This is a genomic window from Thioclava sp. L04-15 (genome assembly GCF_002020275.1).
GTDB lineage: Bacteria > Pseudomonadota > Alphaproteobacteria > Rhodobacterales > Rhodobacteraceae > Thioclava > Thioclava marina.
Genome location: NZ_MPZW01000006.1, coordinates 46,128 through 68,150, shown reverse-complemented (window position 1 = coordinate 68,150; position 22,023 = coordinate 46,128). Strand labels below are relative to the sequence as shown.

Annotated in this window: 22 protein-coding genes; 11 read left to right on the top strand and 11 right to left on the bottom strand. The window is 63.8% G+C overall.

What is annotated here, in order from left to right; translation table 11 throughout:
- Positions 1-4: 4 nt before the first annotated feature.
- The 7 genes from BMI90_RS13585 to purB form a co-directional block, all read right to left on the bottom strand.
- Positions 5-751 carry a YfdX family protein gene (locus tag BMI90_RS13585; RefSeq protein WP_158521746.1) on the bottom strand — a complete coding sequence of 249 codons (747 nt, stop codon included), beginning with the start codon at positions 749-751 and terminating at the stop codon, positions 5-7.
- Positions 752-1,022: 271 nt separating this feature from the next.
- Positions 1,023-2,024 carry a type I glyceraldehyde-3-phosphate dehydrogenase gene (gap, locus tag BMI90_RS13580; protein ID WP_078530034.1) on the bottom strand — a complete coding sequence of 334 codons (1,002 nt, stop codon included), beginning with the start codon at positions 2,022-2,024 and terminating at the stop codon, positions 1,023-1,025.
- A gap of 107 nt (positions 2,025-2,131) precedes the next feature.
- Positions 2,132-2,275: a hypothetical protein gene (locus tag BMI90_RS18780; protein ID WP_168172788.1), complete on the bottom strand. Its 144-nt coding sequence runs from the start codon at positions 2,273-2,275 to the stop codon at positions 2,132-2,134.
- A gap of 30 nt (positions 2,276-2,305) precedes the next feature.
- Complete coding sequence (gene gap, locus BMI90_RS13575; RefSeq protein WP_078530033.1) at positions 2,306-3,307, bottom strand: type I glyceraldehyde-3-phosphate dehydrogenase; 1,002 nt, start codon at positions 3,305-3,307, stop codon at positions 2,306-2,308.
- A gap of 221 nt (positions 3,308-3,528) precedes the next feature.
- Positions 3,529-4,605: a FliG C-terminal domain-containing protein gene (locus BMI90_RS13570; RefSeq protein WP_246831553.1), complete on the bottom strand. Its 1,077-nt coding sequence runs from the start codon at positions 4,603-4,605 to the stop codon at positions 3,529-3,531.
- Between the two features lie 83 nt (positions 4,606-4,688).
- Positions 4,689-4,841 (bottom strand): hypothetical protein, encoded by a 153-nt coding sequence (locus BMI90_RS18775; protein WP_158521747.1) that lies wholly within the window; start codon positions 4,839-4,841, stop codon positions 4,689-4,691.
- Between the two features lie 87 nt (positions 4,842-4,928).
- The gene (gene purB / locus BMI90_RS13565) at positions 4,929-6,233 is read right to left on the bottom strand and encodes an adenylosuccinate lyase (protein WP_078530032.1); all 1,305 of its coding nucleotides are present in this window, start codon (positions 6,231-6,233) and stop codon (positions 4,929-4,931) included.
- Between the two features lie 73 nt (positions 6,234-6,306).
- Here purB and BMI90_RS13560 point away from each other — a divergent pair, with 73 nt between their 5' ends.
- Together BMI90_RS13560 and BMI90_RS13555 are read left to right on the top strand one after the other, a co-directional pair.
- On the top strand, positions 6,307-6,717 hold the full coding sequence (locus BMI90_RS13560) for a DUF6314 family protein (RefSeq protein ID WP_078530031.1): 411 nt from the start codon (positions 6,307-6,309) through the stop codon (positions 6,715-6,717).
- Between the two features lie 53 nt (positions 6,718-6,770).
- A complete protein-coding gene (locus BMI90_RS13555) occupies positions 6,771-7,586 on the top strand; it encodes a DUF3445 domain-containing protein (protein WP_078530030.1) in 816 nt (271 codons plus the stop codon).
- Here the strand turns inward: BMI90_RS13555 and BMI90_RS13550 are convergent, their stop codons facing one another.
- Positions 7,587-7,901: a TM2 domain-containing protein gene (locus tag BMI90_RS13550; protein WP_078530029.1), complete on the bottom strand. Its 315-nt coding sequence runs from the start codon at positions 7,899-7,901 to the stop codon at positions 7,587-7,589.
- A 370-nt stretch (positions 7,902-8,271) separates the two neighbouring features.
- Here BMI90_RS13550 and BMI90_RS13545 point away from each other — a divergent pair, with 370 nt between their 5' ends.
- Positions 8,272-8,958, top strand: coding sequence for a sugar transferase (locus BMI90_RS13545; protein WP_078530028.1), 687 nt, complete (start codon positions 8,272-8,274; stop codon positions 8,956-8,958).
- Positions 8,959-9,008: 50 nt separating this feature from the next.
- Here BMI90_RS13545 and BMI90_RS13540 read toward each other — a convergent pair whose 3' ends face one another.
- Positions 9,009-9,779 (bottom strand): metallophosphoesterase family protein, encoded by a 771-nt coding sequence (locus BMI90_RS13540; protein ID WP_078530027.1) that lies wholly within the window; start codon positions 9,777-9,779, stop codon positions 9,009-9,011.
- A gap of 131 nt (positions 9,780-9,910) precedes the next feature.
- Between BMI90_RS13540 and BMI90_RS13535 the strand changes: the two genes are divergently transcribed.
- Positions 9,911-11,107 (top strand): glycosyltransferase family 4 protein, encoded by a 1,197-nt coding sequence (locus BMI90_RS13535; protein ID WP_078530026.1) that lies wholly within the window; start codon positions 9,911-9,913, stop codon positions 11,105-11,107.
- 186 nt (positions 11,108-11,293) lie between these two features.
- On the top strand, positions 11,294-11,587 hold the full coding sequence (locus BMI90_RS13530; RefSeq protein ID WP_078530025.1) for a hypothetical protein: 294 nt from the start codon (positions 11,294-11,296) through the stop codon (positions 11,585-11,587).
- A gap of 36 nt (positions 11,588-11,623) precedes the next feature.
- Here the strand turns inward: BMI90_RS13530 and xrtD are convergent, their stop codons facing one another.
- On the bottom strand, positions 11,624-13,204 hold the full coding sequence (gene xrtD / locus BMI90_RS13525) for a VPLPA-CTERM-specific exosortase XrtD (RefSeq protein ID WP_078530024.1): 1,581 nt from the start codon (positions 13,202-13,204) through the stop codon (positions 11,624-11,626).
- Positions 13,205-13,348: 144 nt separating this feature from the next.
- Positions 13,349-15,793, bottom strand: coding sequence for a tetratricopeptide repeat protein (locus tag BMI90_RS13520; protein ID WP_078530023.1), 2,445 nt, complete (start codon positions 15,791-15,793; stop codon positions 13,349-13,351).
- A gap of 232 nt (positions 15,794-16,025) precedes the next feature.
- Between BMI90_RS13520 and BMI90_RS13515 the strand changes: the two genes are divergently transcribed.
- The 6 genes from BMI90_RS13515 (at position 16,026) to BMI90_RS13490 (ending at position 21,869) form a co-directional block, all read left to right on the top strand.
- Complete coding sequence (locus BMI90_RS13515; protein WP_078530022.1) at positions 16,026-16,922, top strand: AAA family ATPase; 897 nt, start codon at positions 16,026-16,028, stop codon at positions 16,920-16,922.
- Positions 16,922-18,430 (top strand): Wzz/FepE/Etk N-terminal domain-containing protein, encoded by a 1,509-nt coding sequence (locus BMI90_RS13510; RefSeq protein WP_078530021.1) that lies wholly within the window; start codon positions 16,922-16,924, stop codon positions 18,428-18,430. Before BMI90_RS13515 ends, BMI90_RS13510 begins: the two co-directional genes overlap by 1 nt.
- A gap of 16 nt (positions 18,431-18,446) precedes the next feature.
- A complete protein-coding gene (locus BMI90_RS13505; RefSeq protein WP_078530020.1) occupies positions 18,447-19,310 on the top strand; it encodes a CpsD/CapB family tyrosine-protein kinase in 864 nt (287 codons plus the stop codon).
- Between the two features lie 136 nt (positions 19,311-19,446).
- Complete coding sequence (locus tag BMI90_RS13500; protein WP_078530190.1) at positions 19,447-20,325, top strand: TIGR01459 family HAD-type hydrolase; 879 nt, start codon at positions 19,447-19,449, stop codon at positions 20,323-20,325.
- Between the two features lie 135 nt (positions 20,326-20,460).
- Positions 20,461-20,904, top strand: coding sequence for a MaoC family dehydratase (locus BMI90_RS13495; protein ID WP_078530189.1), 444 nt, complete (start codon positions 20,461-20,463; stop codon positions 20,902-20,904).
- 29 nt (positions 20,905-20,933) lie between these two features.
- The gene (locus BMI90_RS13490) at positions 20,934-21,869 is read left to right on the top strand and encodes a bifunctional riboflavin kinase/FAD synthetase (RefSeq protein ID WP_078530019.1); all 936 of its coding nucleotides are present in this window, start codon (positions 20,934-20,936) and stop codon (positions 21,867-21,869) included.
- The last annotated feature ends 154 nt before the right edge of the window (positions 21,870-22,023 follow it).

Genomic DNA, 22,023 nt, shown 5'->3' with positions numbered 1-22,023 from the left:
CCTGTCAGCCGTTCGACTTGGTCGCAGCGGTTTGCGGTGCGGCGGTGGTCGCCGAGGATTTCGTCGCCTGGCCCGCCTGCCGCGGCAGTTGGGCCAGCCCCCACTGGTCGATCACCACGCCGTCCTCGACGCCTTTCAGCGCCAGGTTGGCTTCGTAGTATTTGCCCGATTTGATCAGCTTCGCCGCAACCTGGAGATGGGTGAGCGAGAGTTTGGCCGGCACCATCGCCGCCGCGACCGACACGTCGATGTTGCTCGCCTTCAGCGTCTCGGCCGCTCCTTTCGCATCGCCCTTGGCCATCTGATCATTGGCCGCGCTCACCGCCTTGGAATTGTCCGGCGTGACAGTGAAACCCTCGCCCAGCATGATCGAGCTGTCGAAGGGCACATAGGTTACGCCCTGCTGGCCCGATTTCGACGGGACCCCCCATTTCGCCTCCGAGGTTTCGGCCGATTGCATCTTGGCGATCGCGTCATTCGTCATCTGCGTCGCCATGTCGGTATTGCCGTCGAACAGCGCCAGCCGCGCCGCGCGCACCTCGCGCATCGCGGTATAGGCATCGTCGACCGTGGTCAGCAGCTCCGTGTCATTCGAACTCGACGTGGTCTTCGCGACCGCATCCGCGCTTTTCTGGTTCGTGGCGGCGGGGCTCGTCTGATCGGCAAGGGCGGGCAGGACGCCATAGGCGAGCGGTCCCGCGACAAGCGTTCCCGAGAGCATCAGCGCAAGAAGCTTCGAATTGCGTTTCATGAGTCTATTCCTTTCGAAAGTCTCGATACGGTTCTCTTGGGCTGCGCAAAACTTGCCGCCCATGGACCCAAAACGCGCGATCGTGCTCGGGGCTCCATCACCTGTCCTCAATGATCCGGTCGCGATCGCGAGCGGTGGCCGCCGCTCCGTGAGGCATGTGTGAGCCGTGAGACGAAAAGGGCGACCCGCATCGGGCCGCCCTTCTTCTTGATCCAAATATCTCGGGGGAGCCCGCCGATCCGGCGGGCGGGGGCAGCGCCCCCGTTCTTCCTCAGATCAGCTTGCCCATCGCCACGGCCGTATCGGCCATGCGGTTCGAGAAGCCCCATTCGTTGTCGTACCAGGTCAGAATGCGGACCATCCGGCCCTCCATCACCTTGGTCTGATCCATCGCGAAGGTGGAGCTGTGCGGGTCATGATTGAAATCGACCGAGACATTCGGGCGCTCGGTGTAACCGAGAATGCCTTTCATCGGCCCGTCGGCTGCGGCTTTGATCGCGGCGTTGACCTCTTCGACGGTGGTGTCGCGCGCGGCCTCGAAGACCAGATCGACGACCGAGACATTCGGTGTGGGAACGCGGATCGCGACGCCGTCGAGCTTGCCCGCCAGCTCGGGCAGCACCAGCCCGACCGCCTTTGCGGCACCCGTCGAGGTCGGGATCATGCTCATCGCCGCCGCGCGGGCGCGGTAGAGATCCTTGTGCATCGTGTCGAGCGTCGGCTGGTCACCGGTATAGGAGTGGATCGTGGTCATGAAACCCTTGGAGATCCCGATCGCGTCATTGAGGACCTTCGCCACCGGCGAGAGGCAGTTCGTGGTGCACGATGCGTTGGAGACCACGAGATCGTCCTTGGTCAGCACGTCCTCGTTTACGCCATAGACAATCGTCTTGTCGGCGCCGGCTGCGGGGGCGGAGACCAGCACGCGCTTCGAGCCGTTCTCGAGGTGGAAGGCGGCCTTTTCGCGCGCGGTGAAGATGCCCGTGCATTCCATCGCGATATCGACCTCGCCCCAGGGCAGTTCCTTCGGATCGCGGATCGCGGTGACCTTGATCTTGCCGCGGCCTGCGTCGATCCAGTCCTCGCCGGTCTTCACCTCTTGCGGGAAACGGCCATGGACGGAGTCGAATTGCAGCAGATGCGCGTTGGTCTCGACCGGGCCGAGATCGTTGATCGCGACCACCTCGATATCGGTGCGTCCCGATTCCACGATGGCGCGCAGCACGTTACGCCCGATCCGTCCAAATCCGTTGATGGCAACCTTGACCGTCATTTCCGTCTCCTCTGGCTGGCTGCCCGACGGGGAGTCGTGTCGGGCAGAATTCCCGTTAACGCTAACAAGCGCGTTTGCGCCCGCAGGTCAACCACCACGATAAACGCTTAGCGCCAGAAGGCGATATATTGAACGAGGTCCAGGAGCTCTTTTGCCAGAAAAAGAAGGATGCGCCCTTCATTGAAGAGCGCATCCGAAAAAATGAGCACGACGGTGATGCCCGCCAGCCAGAGCGCGATGCGATTGGTCATCTGTCCCTCTCGCGCGCCCCTGCCGGCGCGTCAGTGCAGAAGCCGCCCCATCGCACCAGCCACGTCAGCCATGCGGCAGGAGAAGCCCCATTCGTTGTCATACCAAGCCAGCACGCGGACCAGCTTGCCCACGACCTTGGTCTGGTCCGGGGCGAAGATAGAGGATTGCGGGGTGTGATTGAAGTCGATCGAGACCTTCGGCTCGGGATCGTAGCCCAGAACCATGCCCATGTAGCCGGCAGCGGCCTCGCGCACGATCTCGTTCACCTCGTCGCGGGTCACGGTTTTCTTGGCCTCGAAGGTCAGATCGACGGCAGAGACATTCGGGGTCGGTACGCGCAGGGCGGTCCCGTCGAGCTTGCCTTTCAGTTCGGGCAGCACTTCGCCGATGGCCTTCGCCGCACCCGTCGAGGTCGGGATCATCGCCATCGCAGCCGCGCGCGCGCGGTAGAGATCCTTGTGGCGGCGGTCGAGCGTGGGCTGATCGCCGGTATAGGAGTGGATCGTCGTCATCACGCCCGATTCGATACCGATCGCATCGTTGAGCACCTTGGCCAGCGGCGCGAGGCAGTTGGTGGTGCACGACCCGTTCGAGACGACGTGATGCGCCTCGGTCAGCTCGCGGTGGTTCACGCCGTAGACGATCGTCTTGTCGGCATTGGTCGCAGGGGCCGAGACTAGCACGCGCTTGGCGCCGCGGCCGAGGTGGACGGCGGCCTTGTCACGGGCGTTGAACTTGCCGGTGCATTCGAGCACGACATCGACGCCGTCCCAGTCCAGTTCGTCGGGATTGTAGGTCGACATCACGTCGATCGGGCCGCGGCCCAGATCGAGCGTCTTGCCCTCGACCTTCACCGGACCGCCGAAGCGGCCATGGACGCTGTCGTATTTCAGCAGGTGGGCATTGGTCTCGATCGGGCCGGTGGCGTTGATCTTGACGACCTGCACGTCATTGCGCGCGGCTTCTGCGATATGGGCCAGAGTGCAGCGCCCGATACGGCCGAAACCGTTGATGCCGATAGTGACGGTCATGGTGAACTCCCCCGCAAGGACCGGAATTTGGCGAGGGGATACCATTGTATGCAAATCGGGAAAAGATTTCAGATCAGCTTGTTAGCGAAAACATCATGTGTTTGCGATAACGATTGGCGATTGGCGGCGCTTTGGGCCCCTCGAGTGCCGGCCAAGCGCATTGAGACAGGGGCGATGTCGTCTTGCGATCGTCGTCGCGAATCGTGGTGCCGGAATGGGACCTAGTCTCCATCCTCGGCGACCAGGAAGATTTCTCCGGCGGTTTCCATCTCTCGGATCGCGCCGACGATCTCGCCCATCGCCTCCTCGGCATCCTTGTCCTTGACCTTTCCGAGATTGGCCATCTCGTCGCGCAGGTTCTGCGCCATGCGTTGCGACATGTTCGTGAGCATGAACTCGGCCGAAGCCTCCAGCGGGCCTTTCGCCCCGGCCAGCGCAACGACAAGGCGCGCCTGATCGACAGTGCGCAGGATCTTGGGGATATCCCGCGGGTCGATGCGGGCGGGAATATTGGCGAAGGTGAAGATCGCTTTCTTCACCTCTTCGGCAAAGGCGAAATCTTCCTCTTCCAGCCCTTTCAATACCGCCTCGCGCGTCGCCGAGGCCGAATAGTTCAGGATGGCGCCGACGCGTTCGACCGGACCGGTGTCAAAGGCCTTTGCGGGCCGTGCATCGAGTTGAGATGCGAGCGCCTGCCCGATCCGCAGCACCGTCTCGGGGGCGACATTGCCGGTCAGCGAGACGGCGTAAGCCACACGGCGCGCCTTGTCGCCGGGCAGCTTTCCAAGAAGCTCTGCCGCCTTCGCCACCGAGAGCTTCGAGAGCATCACCGCGCCCACCTCGGTGCTTTCCTCTTCGAGCACAGGCAGAAGCAACTCTGCCGAGAGGCCGGTGATCCGCTCCCACGGATCGGCGCGCGAACTGCCCGAGGCAAGGCGGCGCAGCCGGGTCGAGGCGGCGGGCGAAAGCTGGCCGTCGAGCAGGGACAGCGCCCCGTCGAGCCCGCCGGGAAACGCCAGACCCACTGCCTCCAGCGCGTCGCAAAATTCCTCTACCACCGAGACGAGCGTGTCGCGGTCGACCAGGCGCAGTTCTGCCACCTGTTCGGCCAATGCGGTCTGGTGATCTTCGCTGAGTTCACTGAGCGGCAGTTTCAATCCTTCGGAGGAGAGAAGCCGCACGATGATCGCGGCCTTCTGACGCCGCGACAAGCTGCCCGCCCCCGGTGAGGGGGCGCTGTCATCGTGGATTTCCGGCCCGGTCAGCTTGCCGAGCGCCATCGGCGCAATCGCGTTCACCGTCCCCTCCGTTGCAGCCTGAAACCAGCGGTTCGAGGCAGCCTCGCACGGTGGCGGTTAAGACGGTCTTACCGTCTGCGTGATCAGCTTGATTGCAGCACGCAGGACTTGGCGTCCTTGTCCCAGATCTGACCGGTCGGGCAGGACATCGAGGCCTGATGCTCGCGCGGGCATTCGGCGCTGGCGGCGAGCGGGGCAAGGATCAGCACGGTGGCTGCGATAATCGTACGGGTCATCGGCAATCTCCCTTTGCAGATGACTTAGCGTAATCCGAATCGCGCGCTGCGCCTATAGTCAGGTGACATAGGCGCAGCGCGGCTTTGTCATTCGCCGAAAACGCGGGCGAAAATCGTGTCGACATGCTTGGTATGGTAGCCCATGTCGAATTTTTCGTTGATCCCGTCCACGCCGAGCGCGGCCACGACGTCCTTGTCTGCCAGCAGTTGCTCGCGGAAATCGACGCGGTCTTCCCAGACCTTGAGCGCGTTGCGCTGGACCATCGCATAGGCGTCTTCGCGCGACACACCGGCTTGGGTCAGTGCCAGTAGCACGCGCTGCGACATCACGAGGCCGGGGAACTTGTTCATGTTCGCCAGCATGTTCTCGGGGTAGATGATCATCTTGTCGACGACGCCCGCGAGACGGTTGAGCGCGAAATCGAGCGTCACCGTCGCGTCCGGGCCGATGCCACGCTCGACCGAGCTGTGCGAGATATCGCGCTCATGCCAGAGCGCCACGTTCTCCATCGCGGGCACGACGGTCATGCGCACGAGACGCGCGAGGCCAGTGAGGTTCTCGGTCAGGACCGGGTTTTTCTTGTGCGGCATCGCCGACGAGCCCTTCTGGCCCATCGAAAAGAACTCCGCGCCTTCGAGCACTTCGGTGCGCTGCATGTGGCGGATCTCGATCGCGACATTCTCGATCGACGAAGCGATGACGCCGAGCGTCGCGAAGAACATCGCGTGACGGTCGCGGGGGATGACCTGCGTCGAGATCGGCTCGGGGCGCAGGCCCATCATCTTGCAGACATGCTCTTCCACGCGCGGGTCGATATTGGCGAAGGTGCCGACCGCGCCCGAGATCGCGCCGGTGGCGACTTCTTCCTTGGCGGCCTGCAGGCGGGCCTTGTTGCGGTCCATCTCGGCGTAGAAGCGCGCGAAGGTCAGGCCCATCGTGGTGGGCTCGGCATGGATACCATGCGAACGGCCGACGCGGATCGTGTCCTTATGCTCGTAAGCGCGCTTCTTCAGCGCGGCCAGAACCTTGTCGAGATCGGCGAGCAGGATGTCGGCGGCGCGCACGAGCTGCACGTTGAGGCAGGTGTCGAGCACATCCGACGAGGTCATGCCCTGATGCACGAACCGGGCCTCTTCCGAGCCGACATGCTCGGCGAGGTGCGTCAGGAAGGCGATCACGTCATGCTTGGTGACGGCTTCGATCTCGTCGATGCGGTCCACGTCAAACTCGACATCCTTGGCCTTCCAGACGGCCTCCGCGTTTTCCTTCGGGATCACGCCGAGCTCGGCTTGCGCGTCGCAGGCATGGGCCTCGATCTCGTACCAGATCTTGAACTTGGTGGCGGGTTCCCAGATGTCGACCATCTCTTTGCGGGCATAACGCGGGATCATCGGCGGCCTCTTCGATTGCAGGTGGTTGAGGCGGCTTCTAGACTGCACCTGCCTTTGGGGCAAGGGAGGCCTGATGCCGCAACTGTCGGATTTCGAGGGGGACTGGGTGCTGACGCGCCAGATCGCCCATTCAGACGGCAATCGCGCGCGGTTCGAGGGCGTGGCGTCGTTCGAGCCCGAAGGGGTGGGTCTGCATTACCGCGAGGCGGGCGATCTGATCCTGCCGACCGGGCAGAGCTTTCGCGCCGAGCGCAGCTATTTCTGGCGCGCCGAGGGCGGCAAGATTGCGGTCGCCTTCGAGGATGGCCGACCGTTCCACAGTTTCGACCCGCTCTCGCCCGAGGCCGCCCATTGGTGCGAGCCTGATGATTACCGCGTGCGCTACGAGTTCGGCGATTGGCCGAACTGGCGCGCGGTCTGGCGGGTGCAGGGGCCGCGCAAGGATTACGAGATGATCTCGGACTATGCGCCGGGCGGCGACTAGGGTTGCGCTGATCCCTCTTGCCGAGGCGTGCGGGAAGGGGCAGCATCGCGGCCATGAAAGACCTCGACCTGTCTCCGATCTTGCAAAAACGTCTGAGCTTCGCGCCCTGGGTGGACCCGCGCACGCGGCGGCTGCCCGGCGTGATCCCGGTCAGCGTCGAGGACTGGTTCGAAGTCGATGACGCCTATGCGGCGCAGATGGCGCTGCGCGACCGGTTGCTCTCGCAAGAGCCTGAACTGGTCTATGCGCTGTCGGACCACGCGCGCCCGGCGGCCGAGGAGCTGTTCGACACGGTTCTGCCGCTCCTGCCGCCGCTCGGGTTTTCGCTGAACGAAGATCAAGCGATCCGACCAGACGGCGTAACCGTTCCGCTCGACCGCTCCGATCCGCTCCGCACGCTGGGCCGGCTTGTGCAATGCGACCTGTGTCTGATGGAATCCGATCCCGAGGCCTTCGACCATGCCGAGCATGTGCTGACCGGGGGTGTCTTGTGTTTCCCCTCTGGCTGGACGCTGCGCGAGAAATTCATGCGCCCCATGATGCGCATCCACGAGCCGATCGAGATCTATACGGATGATCTCGGAAAGCGGGTGCAGCGGTTGATGGACGGAGTGCAGCCGGGCAGGGGGCTGATGCGCGGGACGGCCTCGCAGTCAGACGCGCACCTGCACGACCCGCGCTCGGAATATGAATATCGTCATGGCTCTGACGGCTCTCCTTATATACGGGTCGAGCGGCAATGCCTGTTCCGCCTGCCGCAGACCCGCGCGGTGATCTTCACGATCCACACGCAGGTCGTGCGGCGCGAGGATCTGACGGCCGAACAGGCGCTGGCGATGGAAGAACATTCGGTCCGGCACGCGGACTGATCAGACCTCCTGCATCAGCCGCCAGCGCGTCTCGGCCATGTCTTGCGTGATCATGCCGGGGATCAAGAGCGCGTCTATCAACCACCACAGCCCGACGAGCGCGAGCGGGATATACCCGATCAGGATCGGGGCGAAGAGCGTGCCGATCCCGGTCAGCATGAGCATGATGAGCCCCGAGCCGACCCGGCCCAGATACATCCGGTGCACGCCCAGCATCGGCAGCAGGAACCACAGCAGGTAGCCCACCAGCGCCGACTTCTTCTCATTGGCGACGCGCTGCTCGATATAGAGGGCGCGGCTGTCATCTCGGGTCATGTTAATCTCCATAACATCTTTGCTTCGATATGGGGAAGGTTTCAAGGCGATCAAGGGGAAGCGAAGCAAACACCGGGGGCGAGCCCATGTCGTCCGTTCCCGAATTTTTGGGAATCGGGCTGCACAAATTGTCGCACCTTTCTCAATTGTTACAAAAATATGAAACACTCTAAGGTTTAATTTGTTTAAAATCATATGGTTATGAGGCGACCCTCAAGGGATTGTGTTCGCGCCCGTGATTTCTGGCCCAGAAACAGGCCTAACAATTGTCCGGTTTCGTCACATTCTCGGACGAATTCCCCCAGAAAACACCCTCGACGAAACGCGGTCAGAATCGAACCGCGTAGAAGGTAGAGTTTTGGGGAAAGCCATGTCGGACCTTTCGACAAATTGCGTGCTCGAACAAACGCGTGAAACCCGTCGGGCCCTCTCGTTTTCGAGAATTGGCTACGAAGGGCTCGGCAAACGCCTGTTCGACGTTGCTGTCGTCGTCGCGATTCTCCCGATTCTGCTTCCTCTGGTGGCAATGCTCGCGCTCTTGGTGCGCCTCGACGGCGGCCCTGCTTTCTTCGCGCAGACCCGGATCGGCAAGGGCGGGCGCAATTTCCGCTGCTACAAGCTTCGCACGATGCGTATCGACGCCGAAGCCGAGCTGGCCCGTCTTTGTGCCGCCGACCCCGAGATCGCCCGCGAGTGGGACATCCACCAGAAGCTCGAGAACGATCCGCGCATCACCCGCGTCGGTGCTTTCCTGCGCCGCACCAGCCTCGACGAGCTGCCGCAATTCTTCAACGTGCTTTTCGGCTCGATGAGCCTTGTGGGTCCGCGCCCCTTCATGGAAGAGCAGGAAGACAGCTATCGTGGGGCGATGGGCCGTGCCTATTTCGAGATGCGTCCGGGCATCACCGGGCTGTGGCAGGTGGCGGGCCGTTCGGCGACGGCCTTCGTCGATCGCGTCCGCTATGACGAGCGCTATTACAAGCGTCTTTCGTTGAGCAACGATATCTGGCTTTGCCTGATGACCTTCGCGGTGGTGCTGCGTCAGACTGGCCGGTAAGCCCCGAGAGACCTTTGTTCAAAGCGCCCCGTAACGGGGCGCTTTTCGTTTCAGCCCTGAACCTGAAGGAAACGCAGCCCCTTGCGGTCGATCCAGGCGGCACTTAGCACGCCGGTCTCGCACGCGCCCGTATCAAGCGCGATCCGGCCGGATTCGGCGAAGGGCTGCTCTACCACCCAATGCCCATAGGCGATCCATACCCCGTCACGGCGCGGGGCGCTGACGAAACGCGGATGCCCCCAGAGCAGCGCATCCGGGCTTTGGCGTTCGAGCGGGTGATAGGGATCGGCCCCCGCATGGGTCGCTGCAATCTGCCCCTCGCGCCACATCGCGGGCCGCGCGTCGAGCCAGGCAAGCAGATCGGGCCCGATTGCATGGGCGAGATCCATCCGCAACGCATCGAGCTCCTCCGGGTCGGGCCGGTCGGGGTCGGGTGGCGTCAGCCCGAAGCTGCGCAGCGTCGCATCTCCCCCGACCTTCAGCCAGCGCACGGTGTTGCGGTCGGGCGAGATCAGGAAATTGAGCAGCATCCGTTCGTGATTGCCCATAAGGCAAATCATCCGCGCGGGATTGGACATCTGCGCGGCCTGCAACATCGCAAGCACATGCGCCGAATCCGGTCCGCGGTCGATCATGTCGCCCAATGTCACGACACGGGCGCGCCCTGACTCGGGTTCCGCGCCGATCCGCTCGAACATCGCGCCCAGCAGATCCGCGCGCCCGTGAATGTCGCCGATAAGGCAGATCGGCGCCTCGGGGCGCGGAAATCCGTCGGCGGCCGCGTCGGATTTCGAAAGGCGGGAGAGTAGGGATCGCAACATGTCTGGAATTCCGGGTCACGGCGGGCTGGAAACCCGCGTCCGGCTGCGACATAACTCTCAAAGAGCCTGAGAAAAAGAGGCTCACGACAAAATGGGCGGCAAACCGCCCCCGGGGCAATACGGCAGGGTAGATGACAAGACGAATTCTGATCGTGGTGGAGAACCTCCCCGTTCCGCTTGACCGGCGCGTCTGGGTCGAGGCCACCACGCTGAAAGCGGCAGGCTACGAGGTTTCGGTGATCTGCCCGATGGGGCGCGGCTGGGATGCGCCCTACGAAGAGATCGAGGGCATCCACATCTACCGCCACCCCGCGCCGCCCGAGGCCCATTCCGGCGCCGTCGCCTATGCGCGCGAATATTGGCACGCGATCAAGGCGTGGTTCCGGCTGGCGAAAGTCGTCCGGCGCGAGCGTGGCTTCGACGTGATCCAAGGCTGCAACCCGCCCGATCTGATCTGGCTTCTGGCGCTGCGCTATCGGTTTTCCGGCGTTCGCTACATGTTCGACCATCACGATGTCTGTCCGGAGCTGTTCGAGGCCAAGTTCGACAAGAAGGGGCTCTTGTGGTGGGTGATGCGGATATGGGAGCGGATCACCTTCGCCACCGCCTCGGTTTCGATGGCCACGAATGAGAGCTTCCGCCGGATCGCGATCGAGCGGGGTGGCATGGCCCCCGAGGATGTCTTCGTCGTTCGCTCCGCACCACGGGTCGAGACATTCCTGCCCGGTCCGGGCGATGCCTCCTATCGCAAAGGCGCGAAAACAGTGCTCGGCTATATCGGCGTGATCGGCCAGCAGGAGGGGATGGATCTGCTGATCGCCGCGGTGGAGCATCTGATCCGCAATCTCGGCCATTCCGACCTGCATGTGGTGATCGTAGGCTTCGGCCCCGAGCTGCCCGATGTCGAAGCGGATGTCGCGGCGCGCGGGTTGAGCGACTATTTCACCTTCACCGGGCCGCTCTATGGCGAGGAGATGCTCGCTGCGATGAACGCGATCGATATCGGCGTCGCGCCCGATCCGAAGAACGCGATGAACGACATCTCGACCATGAACAAGGTCATGGAATACATGACACTCGAAAAGCCGCTCGTGCAGTTCGATCTGACCGAGGGACGCGCCTCGGCCGGAGAGGCTGCACTTTACGCGCGCGCCAACGATCCGCGCGATTTCGCAGCGCGGATCGCGGCCCTGATCGACGCTCCCGAGATGGCCCGCGAGATGGGACGCAAGGGGCGCGCGAGAGTGCTGGAGGCGCTCTCCTGGGACTTTTCGGCCAAACAGCTTCTGGTTGCATACCATCGGATTTTTTCCAAGATTGAGAAATAATCCCATTTGCGTTGCGGTGTTTGTTTCGAAATCGGAGCCAAAGTCTTGAAATTTTAGCAAATTTCTGCTTGATTGATGCCCCATTTGCGCCGCAAATCAGAGGGGAGGGTGCGTTTGATTTGATGCCCGTCGGGGCCGATCGGGCGCGAACCGATCCGGTAGAGGCTTTTCCGCGTGGGGGCTGACATGGCGATTTCGAAGAGACAGGGTTTCGGGGCTGTTGCCCTTCTCTGGGGCGCCATGACGGTGGGGGCGGCGATGGCGGGAGATCTTCGTGAGATCGCGCCTGCCGCCCCCGGCCTTACCTCCCGCTCGTATTACGACCCGGTCATCCATGCGCTCAATCTCGGTCTCACCCCGGCGATGGCCGACGCGCGCGTCGATGCCGCGATCAAGGCCGCCGAAAGCTGTCCGTTGGTCTTCGATACACGCAAGCCGATCCCGCATTGCTGGGAAGGCAGGCAGCAACTGGGTTCCTGATCCCGGTCTCTTCCAGGACGCACGCCTTGGACTTGCTCAGTTCGGAATATAGTCGCCCATAACCGGCAGCGATGTCGCGATGAAACGGGTGAGACGTGCATCGCCCGCGCCCGGATCCTCGCCTGCTGCCAGCGGCGTCACATAGCGTACCAATGCGCCATCCGTGCGCCCGCGCGTCACCCCGTCTGCGATCACCGAAAGCTTTGCGCGCCAGTCGCTCGTCATCGCTACGCCGCGCTCGTCGAACCAGTAATAGACAAGTTGCCGGTTGAGCCCCTTGGCGATGATCGCGCGGTTGACCTCGAAGGGCGCGCGGCCGGGCAGGGCGATACGGTGCGGGGTGAAGGCGCTGACCTCCCAGCCGCCCGCAGGCAGGCAGACCTCGGGCGAATGGATGCCAGTGCCGCCGGTCTGATCGGCATACCAGGCGACAAAGAGGTTCACTCGCGCGTCGCTCGCGGCATCGGCGTAGATCGCGTTGAGGTAATCGCTTGCGCCAAGCACATCCTCGGTTTCAGGCGCGAGCGGATGGCGCATTCCCTCCCAATCCCCGATCCGGCCCGGGAAGGTCGCGAAGGCGAAACGATCGGGCAGAGAGCTCCCCATTCGCGGCAGGCTCAACCAGGCGGCGCTTGCCAGCGCGCTAAGTCCGAGCGCCATGATCAGGGCGCGCGAGGGGGCGACGCTCAGCAACCGCCGGGCCTCGGGGGCGAAGCGGCGATAATCGAGATCGAGCGCCTCGGCCAGCGGAAGCGGGCGCGGCGTCAAACGTTGGAGGCCGATCGCGGAGAGGCTCAGGATCGCGATGGCGGCCCCGAAGATCACCCAGCCTTCAAAGACATGAAGGAAGCCCTCCGCCTGTCCGATCCCGTAGGAATTGACGAGGATCGCCACCACTCCGATGCGCAAGCTGTTGAGCGCCACCGTCAGCGGGGCCGCCATCGCGAACAGCACCGCCTTGTGCCAGAAGGGGCCACGATAGAGGATGCCGAAGAGATAGGAAAAACTCAGGATCGGGAACAGGTAGCGCAGCCCCGAACAGGCTTCGGCCACCTGAAGCTTGTAGACGCCCAGGTCGATCACGTTGCCTTCCAGGAAGACCGGAATGTCGACCGCGCGCACCAGCGTGACGCCCAGCTCCGAAGAGACCATCTGCAGCGCGATCGTCAGCCGCCAGTAGAGGATCTGCGGCAAAGGCAGCATGAAGATCAGATGCAGGACGGGCTTCCAGTGCCGCCGTCCCGCGTCCCAGCCCATCACCAGCAGCACCACGCCCATCAGCCAGACGATCAGCGCGTAGGTCACGATATCGGGGATCTGCGCCAGCGTCCCGAAAGCGCCGAGCGCGAGCCCGAGCCCGATCACCACGATCCCTGGCCAACGGCGCGTGGGACCATCGGGCAGGGCGGGGGCATGGCGCAGTTCTCGAGCGAAAAGGTAGAGCGAGATCATCGGGATGATCGGCCCGTGGCTATATTCCGGCGTGGACCAGGCCGCCGCGAGGCTCTCGATCCCTAGGGCAAAGAACGGGGACGAGATCAGCGCAAGGGCGATCAGGCCGAGCGCGCCCCAAGGCAGGGCGCGCACCCGTGCCGGAAAGGTGCTCGTCGTGATCATCTGCTCGCCTCTTGGCCGTCTGATGCGGCGCTTGGTGAAATCCTACCCGCGACGGGGGGAAAGCCAAAGCGCAAAGCGCGTTACAAGCCGGGCTGCGGGGCGCTGCGCCTCTTTTTCTGTGCGAACGGGGCGGTTTGGCAACGCTCAGGGAGCTTCGCGCAGCTTCTCGAGCGTCGCGGGGGCGTCGGCCATCTGCGCGGGCAACCGATCGCCGGCCAGCGCGACTGCCTGCGCCAGCACCCGTGCGGCTTCCTCGCGTTCCCCGGTCGCCGCCAGCGCCATCGCATAGTGATATTGTGCGAGCGCCACTTCGGGCATCCCGGCCGCCGCCGCCGCGAGCAGTGGCATTGCGGTCTTGTAATCGCCCCGCCGAAATTCCGCCCAGCCATAGGTGTCCTTGAAGGCGGGTTCGGGGCGCTCGCGGAAGCGTTTGGCGATGCGCGCGGCGCGCTCGAGGCTCGCCTTGTCGTCTCGATGCTGGCTGAGCAGGCTCGCGAGATTGTTGACTACGATCAGATCGCCGCTGTCGCGTGCGTAAAGATCCTCGTAAGTGGCGATCGCCGCGTCGAAATCGCCCGATTTCTCTTCCGAGCGGGCGCGGTAAAGCAAAAGCACCGGATCGGCCTGCGGCGCGGATTTCAGCGCCTGCGCGATTACATCGGCCGCCTCTGTCTCCTTGCCCTGCGCGGCCAGCAGCCGGTAGAGCTGGCGCGCGGGGGCGGGATCGGCGGGCGCCTCGGACATGAGTGCGCGCAGCCCTGCCTCGGCGCTTTGCGGATCGCCGAGCATCGCGGCGAGATTGGCCGAAAGCATCCGCAGCCCGCGATCTTCAGGGCGGCGCGTGAGCTGTTCATCGAGATAGGCGCGCGCGGCTCCTGCGCGTCCGGCCCCGATCTGCGCCTGAACCACCGCCGCGACGGCCATATCTCCACCGCCATTGGCTGCGGCCAGCGATTTGAGCGTCTCGATTGCGTTGTCGGTGCGTCCGCGCCCCATCAGGATCGCCGCGCGGATCGACTGTGCAAGCGCCTCCGTCTCGGGAAGGCCGAGCGCGGCAAGCTGATCGGCGATCGCATGGGCCTGGGGCCAGTCATTATCCCGAAGCGCGAGATCGGCCTGACGTTGCAGGATGCCCGGCGTGCCGGGATTGCGCTGGGCGGCCTCGGCAAGCAGGTCGCGTGCGGCCTTGCTCCGATCCCGCGAGAGCAGGAAATCGGCATAGCGGATCGCCTCGGGGGCTGCGTGATTGGCGGCTTCGTAGGCTTGCGCGAACCGTGCCCGTGCGAGATCGGGGGCGCCTTCGCGCAGATCCGCCTCGGCCATCAGCGTCAGGGTGTCGGGATTGGTCGGGTCCTGTTGCAGCGCGGTGCGCAGATCGACGATCGCAGCGTCGAAATTGTCCGAGGCGATCGCCCAGCTTGCACGCTGTTGCAGTGCCGGGACATTGAGCGGCGTGGCCTTCAGCACCGTCTCGATTTCGGCGCGCGCCGCATCCGACTGACCTGCGGCCTCGAGCATGCGCGCATAGGCCACGCGCATCCGTCCGCGCTCCTCGCCCTCGGGCAGACGGGTCAGAAGCGCCTTCATCCGGGTGAGCGCATCGTCCTTGCGGCCAGCACGAAACGCGAGATCAGCGCGCATCGCGGAGAAGATCGCCTCGTTGGGTTTGCCCTGCGACTCCGTGATCAGCTTATCGAGTTCGCGCGCGGCGGCGTCAGCGCCACGCGCTCGGGCGAGAAAGCGCACCAGCTCGACATAACCCTCTGTCTGGCTTTGCGGGTCGGTGGCGAGCCTGCGCAGGAAACGCGCCGCGCCCTCGGGATCATCGCGCAGCACATACCAGGCGACAAGCGCGGTGCGTGTCTTGGGATCGTCGGGGAAGAGCGTCTGCATCGTCTCAAGTTGGGCGCCGATCTTGTCGGTTCTGTTCAGTTCACTGAGCAACTCGAGGCGCAGGACTTGCAGGCGATATTGCCTGGGTTCGCGGGTCAGTGCGGCATCGAGCGCGTCGAGCGCGCCTTCGCGATCACCTGCCGCGTTGCGCGCATCGATCAGGACGTGCCAGGCGGTCGGCACATCGGGCGCCTCCTGCGTGAGCCGTTCCGCCGCTTTCGAGATCTCGGCATAGGCGCCACGGTCGGACCGCGCCATCGCCGCACGCAGGGACAGCGCCACCGAAACCGCGCGCGCGCCGGGATCGTCAGGCAAGAGCTCGAGCGTGCGGCGCGTCTGGTCGCGCGCGCCGGTCAGGTTGCCCGAGCGCAGCGACAATTCGGCCAGGATACGGTGAATGTCGGCAAGGTCGGGATATTGCTCGGACAGGCGCAGATACTGGCTATAGGCCTCCTGAAGGCGGCCCTGCTGAAGCAGGATATCGGCATAAAGCCTGCGCGCTTGCTGATGCGAGCTGTCGTAATCGAAGACATTGCGCAGTTCGACCAGCGCGCGCGGGACGTCGCCCTGCGCCAGAAGTTCCTCGGCCGAGCGGTAAAACGCCTCAGCCTTCTCCTCCTTGCTCTTGCAGCCCGAAAGGGCGAGGCCTGCGCAAAGCACGAGTGCTGCGGATCGCACGGAAAAAGGTCGGGACATCTGTTCTGGCCTGCTCGTCGCGCTCTCTCCGGCGCCTTTGGGCACTCTAGCGATTTTGCACGTCCCGATAAAGCCTTTCGCGCTTTGGCATGGGGCGCCGCGAGGGGAGGGGTGTGAAACTTGCGACAGATGTGCCGCAGCACCGGGTTTTGGGCAGGGGAATGTTGCGATTTGCGCAGATTTCCGCTTCACTGCCGGAAATCAGAAAGAGGCCGCAGGCCCGGAAACAGGCATGAACGAGATCTACACCGAATTTTTCGGACTTGCGGAGCGGCCCTTTTCGCTGCTGCCCGATCCCGATTTCATCTTCTGGTCGCCCGAGCACAAGCACGCGGTGACCATGCTCGAATATGGGTTGTTCTCGCGTGCGCCGATCACGCTGATCACCGGGGAGGTCGGCGCAGGCAAGACGACATTGCTGCGCTACTTGATGGCCTCGATCTCGGATGACGTGACGATGGCGCTGGTCTCGAATGCGCGCGGTGGTCGGGAGGACGTGATCCGCTGGATCATGCTCTCGCTTGGTCAGCGGATCGAGCCGGGCGAAGACTACGTGCTCATCTATGACCGTTTCCAGCAATTCCTGATCTCCGAATATGCCGCGGGGCGGCGCGTGGTCGTGGTGATCGACGAGGCGCAGAATCTCGATGCGGGCGTGCTCGAAGAGCTGCGCATGATCACCAATATCAATGCCGACAAGGACGAGCTGGTGCAGCTTATCCTGATGGGCCAGCCCGAACTGCGCGACCTGATCTCAAAACCCGAACTGCGCCAGTTCGCGCAGCGCGTTTCCTCGGGGTTCCATCTTGGACCGATGGCGGCCGATTGCGCGCAGGCCTATGTCGATCATCGCCTCTCAGTCGCCGGGGCGACGCGGCAGATCTTCACGCCGGAGGCTTCGCAGAAGGTTGATGCCTATTGCGGCGGCATCCCGCGTTTGATGAACCAACTCGCCGATCTTGGCATGGTCTATGCTTATTCCGCGCGCTCGGATGAGGTCACCGCCGAGATCATCGACAAGGTGATCGAGGACAATGTCTTCTATCTGCCCGTCGAGAGCCAGCGTCAGCGAATGCAGGCCGTGACGGGCGGTCGCGAGGATGATCTTGCCGCGCGCGGGAGGACGTAATGCGCGATCTGCGCTTCTACGCGATGCTCCTGCTGCGCCGTCTGCACTGGCTGATCCTGCTCACGCTGATCGGGACGATGGCGGGGCTTGTCGTCGCGCGGTTGATCACGCCGATCTATCAGGCGAACGCGCTGTTGGTTGTCGAGGGAGAGCGCATCCCCGATCAGCTCGCTTCCTCGACGGTGCAAACCGACACCAATGCCAAGTTGCAGGTGATCCGCAAACGGGTGCTCGCCCGTGAGAACCTTCTCGACATGGCGCGCCGGATGGACCTCTTTCCCGCCCTGCGCACGGCGTCGGGCGCGCGCGATGTCGACGCCGTCTTCGAGGCGCTGACGGGGTCAATCTCGATCGAGATCAGCAAGCAGGCAAAGTCGAAAACCGCGCCTCAGGAAGCGACCTTCATGACCGTGTCCTACATCGCGGGCTCGCCCACGCGGGCCGCGCAGGTCGCGAATGAACTGGTCACGCGCATCCTCAAGGAAGATGCCGATATCCGAACGAAGGCCGCGCGGGACACGCTCGATTTCTTCTCGCGCGAGGTCGATCGGCTCAATTCCGAGCTTGCGAAATCCTCTGCGTCGATCCTCCAGTTCAAGCAGGAAAATTCCACTGCATTGCCCGAGCGCCTGCCGCTGCTGCGCGACCAGCTTGCGGCGCTCCAGCTTTCCACGCCACAACTGGCCGACAAGATCAGGGAGGTCGAGGACCAGAAGGATCGGCTTGTCCGCCGCCGGGAAGTCTCGGGCGAGACGGTCGATCTCGATGCGATCTACCCACCGGCGCAACGCGATCTGGCCCGGCTGGAGGCGCAACGCGACGCGCTTCGCCAGGTTCTGCCCCCGGACGACCCGCGCATCGCGGCGCTCGGGGCGCAGATCATGGAGCAGGACGCCGGCGCCACGGCACCGCTCGCAAAACCTGCCTCTGCTTTCGAGGAACGCCTGCGCGCGCTCGAAAACGATCTCTTCACCGCTCGCGCGCGTCAGGAAGCGGCCGAAGTGCAGATGGAACAACTCCAGGCCGATATCGCCAAGGTGCCAGCCAATGCGGCCGCGCTCGAAGCGTTGCAGCGCGATTACGCAAACCTGCTCGACCAGTACGATCGCGCGACAAGGGCCCGCGCGGTCGCCGAGACCGGCGACACGATCGAGTCTCTGGCGAAAGGCGAGAAGCTGACCGTGATCGATCAGGCGGTGGCTCCCAACGAACCGGTCAAACCGAACCGCAAAACGATCGCCGTCGCGGGGTTCGGGGCGGGGTTCGTGCTGGGGCTTCTGGTGATCATCGGGCGTGAGCTGCTCAACCCCGGCATTCGCCGCCCCGAGGATCTGCAGCGCCAGTTGGGCATCAGCGCCTTTGCGACCTTGCCCTATATCGCGACGCCTGCCGATCTCGCGCGGCGTCGGCGTCAATTCGTGATCTCCTCCGTGATGGTGTTGGGTGCGCTGATCGCGGTGCTTGCGCTTGTCGGGCTGCTCTACATGCCGCTCGACCGGATCTTCTGAGGGGGGAGGGGCAGCGATGGCCGAGAGAATTCGGGATGCGATTGCCAAGGCCCGGGCGGCTAGGATGGGACAAGGCGGAGCCGATCGCCGCGCGCTCGGCGCGGCGCACCAGACACTGACATTGCGCGCGGGGCCCGCCGGGGCGGCATGGTCCGCGCTGTCGCCACTCGAGCCGAGCCCGGTCGGTCTGCGTACCAACCGGGTCGTCGCGCGCGAGGGTGGAGCCGAGTCTGCCCCCTTCGACATGCTGCGCACCAAGATCCTGCAGCAGATGCGCTCGAATGGCTGGACGCGCCTTGCGATCACCTCGCCTTCGGCAGGCTGCGGTAAATCCACCATCGCGCTCAACCTCGCCTTCAGCCTCGCACGTCAGGAAGAGATCTACCCGATCCTGCTCGAGGCCGATCTGCGCCGCCCCTCGCTGGCAAAGCTGCTCGATATCGAAGCGGGTCCGCAGGTTTCCGAAGTCTTCGCGGGACGTGCCGAATTTTCCGATTACGCTCTGCGGGTGGGGCCGAACCTCGCGCTCGGGCTCAATACCAAGCCCGTCGATCACCCCGCCGAGTTGATCCAGTCGAGAACCTCCGGCGAGGCCCTCAAGCGCATCGAGGCGATCTACCAGCCTGATCTGATCATCTTCGACACCGCCCCGGTTCTCGTCAGCGACGACACGCTGGCGCTTGCGGCCTATGTCGATTGCGTCCTGATCGTCGCCGCGACCGAAGAGACGACGATCAAGGAAATCGACATCTGCGAGCGCGAACTGGCCGAACGCACCAACGTGATGGGCGTCGTCGTCAACAAGTTCCGCTTTTCGGGCCCCGAATACGGATATGGCTACGGGTATGGCTATGGCTATGGCGAGGAGAACGCGGGCTGAGCGCCCCTTTGCCTTCCGTCATGCCCGTGCCATATAGCCTCGATAAGGCGACCCCGGCCGGTCCCGGCTGCGCCGTGACTCATGGCCGTGACGGTTGTACCGCCCCATGCGCCAAACCCAGATCCGAAAGGCCGACATGACCCGCATCATCCAATCGCTCGCCGAGATTTCGAAACCCTATGACGTGCTGTTCTGCGATCTCTGGGGCTGCCTGCACAATGGCGTGGCGCCTTTTCCCGAGGCTGTCGCGGCTCTTCAGGGCTTTCGCGAGCAAGGCGGCAAGGTGGTGCTTCTGACCAACGCGCCGCGCCCGGCGAAATTCGTGATCGCAGCGCTCGACCGGATGGGCTGTCCGCGCGATGCCTACGATCTCGTCGTCTCTTCGGGCGATGCCGCGCAGGATGCGATGTTCGCGGGAGCGGTGGGCAAGAAGGTCTGGCATCTCGGCCCCGACAAGGACAACGGCTTCTTTACCGAGGTTCCCGAGGAATGGCAGGGTCAGGCCGAGATCACCCGAGTCGATTTCGACGAGGCCGACGGGATCGTCTGCACCGGCCCCTTCGACGAGGAAACCGAAGTGCCCGAGGATTACCGGCCGAAATTCCTGCTCGCGAAGACGCGCGAGCTACCGATGCTTTGCGCCAATCCCGATATCGTCGTCGATATGGGCGACAAGCGGATCTACTGTGCGGGCGCGCTCGCCGCGCTTTATGAGGAAATGGGGGGCGAGGCGATGTATTTCGGCAAGCCCCATCCGCCGATCTACGATCTCGCGCGGCGCAAGCTGGCGCGGCTCGGCGGCGTTGATGACGCGCGCATTCTCGCGGTGGGGGACGGGATCAATACCGATGTGCCGGGCGCCGCAGGGGAAGGGATCGATTGCCTCTTCGTCACCGGTGGTCTGGCGCATGACCAGTTCGGCCCCGATCGCGAGAATCCCGACCCGGAGCTGCTGCGCGGCTGGCTCGGCGCGCGCCAACAGGACCCGCTCTATACGATCGGGACCCTGCGCTAGCCTAAAGGCCTAAGGGCAACTTTGTTGCGCCTTTGATCTCATTCGGGTAAAAAAGTTGCGCAGGCATCTTGCCTGCGCGCTTCTGCATATGCTATGCCGCAGCGCAACATGAACTTCCGGCAGGGACTTATGGATATGCTCGACAACATGCCCCGCGGCACGATCTGCATCGAAGATCTGGAAATCGGGATGGTTCGCTATCTGCGCAAGCAGATCACCGACCGTGATATCGAGATGTTCGCCGAGGTATCGACGGACCATAACCCCGTGCACCTGGATGACGATTACGCACGGGACACGATCTTCGAGGGTCGAATCGCCCACGGGATGCTGACCGCTGGCCTGATCTCGGCGGTTATCGGTGAGCAACTGCCCGGTCACGGCACCGTCTATCTGGGTCAGTCGCTCAAGTTCATGGCGCCCGTACGCCCCGGCGACGTGGTCTATGCCGAGGTGAAGGTGATCGCGATCGACCATTCGCGCCGCCGTGTCACGCTTGAAACCCATTGCGCGGTGGGCGATACGGTTGTCGTGAAGGGCGAGGCGCTGGTTCTGGCACCCTCGCGGAAATTCGACTGACCCGGCGGACCCCGCCGGAGGGCGGGGTGATGAAACGCGTAACCTCCTGGACATCGCTTGATAATGCGGCCCGTGGCGCCTCTGTCGCCATGGGCAATTTCGATGGGATCCATCTTGGCCACCAGTCGGTGATCGATCAGGCGCGCGGTCGTGACGCGCCGCTCGGCGTCATCACCTTCGAGCCTCACCCGCGCGAGTTCTTCGCTGCCCGTGCGGGAAAGACCTTGCCGCCCTTTCGCCTGATGAGCCCCGAGTCGCGCGCCAACCGGCTCGCCAAGCTCGGCGTCGATGTTCTTTACGAACTGCCCTTCAACGAGACGCTCGCCGACATGTCCGCCGAGGCTTTTGCCCGCGAGGTTCTGGCCGAGGGGCTGGGCGTTACGCATGTCGCGGTAGGGGATGATTTCCGTTTCGGAAAGGGCCGTGAAGGCGACACCGAAATGCTTGTCGAGCTTGGCCGCAAATACGGTTACGAGGTCACGATCGCGCCGCTTCTGCATGTCGAAGGGGTCGAGGCCTCTTCCACGGCCATTCGCACCGCGCTGGCCGAGGGACGTCCCGAGGACGCCGCGAAGATGCTGGGCCACTTGCACCGCATCGACGGCGCCGTTTTGCATGGCGACAAACGCGGGCGCGACCTTGGTTATCCCACTGCGAACATGTCGGTGGCGGGGCTGCATCTGCCGAAACTCGGCGTCTATGCGGTGAAAATCGACGTGCTGACCGGCAAGCATCAGGGAAATTACCTTGGTGCCGCGAGCCTCGGCGTGCGCCCGATGTTCGGCGAGAACACCCCCAATCTCGAAACCTTCATCTTCGATTTCAAGGGCGATCTCTACGGCGAGCATGTCTCGGTCGCTCTGGTCGAATATCTCCGGCCCGAGATGAAGTTCGACGGGCTCGACGCGCTGGTGGCCCAGATGGACGCAGATTGCGCGAAGGCGCGGGAGATTCTGGCGGAGTAGGCGATCGAGGGCGGCGCCCGACCTCGGGTGGGCGCTTTGTGCCGCTCGTGGATAGGCGCTTTTATCTCAAAAGCCCGCAGGTAGCTCGAACGCGCGCGCCATCGCCAATGCGCCCTCCCGGGGGGAATGAGGAGGGACCGTCGCGCCAGTGGCG

What these genes read in the sequence shown, in the direction of transcription:
- BMI90_RS13585 (WP_158521746.1), bottom strand. Translation starts at nt 751, where the DNA reads ATGAAACGCAATTCGAAGCTTCTTGCGCTGATGCTCTCGGGAACGCTT.
- gap (WP_078530034.1), bottom strand. Translation starts at nt 2,024, where the DNA reads ATGACGGTCAAGGTTGCCATCAACGGATTTGGACGGATCGGGCGTAAC.
- BMI90_RS18780 (WP_168172788.1), bottom strand. Translation starts at nt 2,275, where the DNA reads ATGACCAATCGCATCGCGCTCTGGCTGGCGGGCATCACCGTCGTGCTC.
- gap (WP_078530033.1), bottom strand. Translation starts at nt 3,307, where the DNA reads ATGACCGTCACTATCGGCATCAACGGTTTCGGCCGTATCGGGCGCTGC.
- BMI90_RS18775 (WP_158521747.1), bottom strand. Translation starts at nt 4,841, where the DNA reads ATGACCCGTACGATTATCGCAGCCACCGTGCTGATCCTTGCCCCGCTC.
- purB (WP_078530032.1), bottom strand. Translation starts at nt 6,233, where the DNA reads ATGATCCCGCGTTATGCCCGCAAAGAGATGGTCGACATCTGGGAACCC.
- BMI90_RS13560 (WP_078530031.1), top strand. Translation starts at nt 6,307, where the DNA reads ATGCCGCAACTGTCGGATTTCGAGGGGGACTGGGTGCTGACGCGCCAG.
- BMI90_RS13555 (WP_078530030.1), top strand. Translation starts at nt 6,771, where the DNA reads ATGAAAGACCTCGACCTGTCTCCGATCTTGCAAAAACGTCTGAGCTTC.
- BMI90_RS13550 (WP_078530029.1), bottom strand. Translation starts at nt 7,901, where the DNA reads ATGACCCGAGATGACAGCCGCGCCCTCTATATCGAGCAGCGCGTCGCC.
- BMI90_RS13545 (WP_078530028.1), top strand. Translation starts at nt 8,272, where the DNA reads ATGTCGGACCTTTCGACAAATTGCGTGCTCGAACAAACGCGTGAAACC.
- BMI90_RS13540 (WP_078530027.1), bottom strand. Translation starts at nt 9,779, where the DNA reads ATGTTGCGATCCCTACTCTCCCGCCTTTCGAAATCCGACGCGGCCGCC.
- BMI90_RS13535 (WP_078530026.1), top strand. Translation starts at nt 9,911, where the DNA reads ATGACAAGACGAATTCTGATCGTGGTGGAGAACCTCCCCGTTCCGCTT.
- BMI90_RS13530 (WP_078530025.1), top strand. Translation starts at nt 11,294, where the DNA reads ATGGCGATTTCGAAGAGACAGGGTTTCGGGGCTGTTGCCCTTCTCTGG.
- xrtD (WP_078530024.1), bottom strand. Translation starts at nt 13,204, where the DNA reads ATGATCACGACGAGCACCTTTCCGGCACGGGTGCGCGCCCTGCCTTGG.
- BMI90_RS13520 (WP_078530023.1), bottom strand. Translation starts at nt 15,793, where the DNA reads ATGTCCCGACCTTTTTCCGTGCGATCCGCAGCACTCGTGCTTTGCGCA.
- BMI90_RS13515 (WP_078530022.1), top strand. Translation starts at nt 16,026, where the DNA reads ATGAACGAGATCTACACCGAATTTTTCGGACTTGCGGAGCGGCCCTTT.
- BMI90_RS13510 (WP_078530021.1), top strand. Translation starts at nt 16,922, where the DNA reads ATGCGCGATCTGCGCTTCTACGCGATGCTCCTGCTGCGCCGTCTGCAC.
- BMI90_RS13505 (WP_078530020.1), top strand. Translation starts at nt 18,447, where the DNA reads ATGGCCGAGAGAATTCGGGATGCGATTGCCAAGGCCCGGGCGGCTAGG.
- BMI90_RS13500 (WP_078530190.1), top strand. Translation starts at nt 19,447, where the DNA reads ATGACCCGCATCATCCAATCGCTCGCCGAGATTTCGAAACCCTATGAC.
- BMI90_RS13495 (WP_078530189.1), top strand. Translation starts at nt 20,461, where the DNA reads ATGCTCGACAACATGCCCCGCGGCACGATCTGCATCGAAGATCTGGAA.
- BMI90_RS13490 (WP_078530019.1), top strand. Translation starts at nt 20,934, where the DNA reads ATGAAACGCGTAACCTCCTGGACATCGCTTGATAATGCGGCCCGTGGC.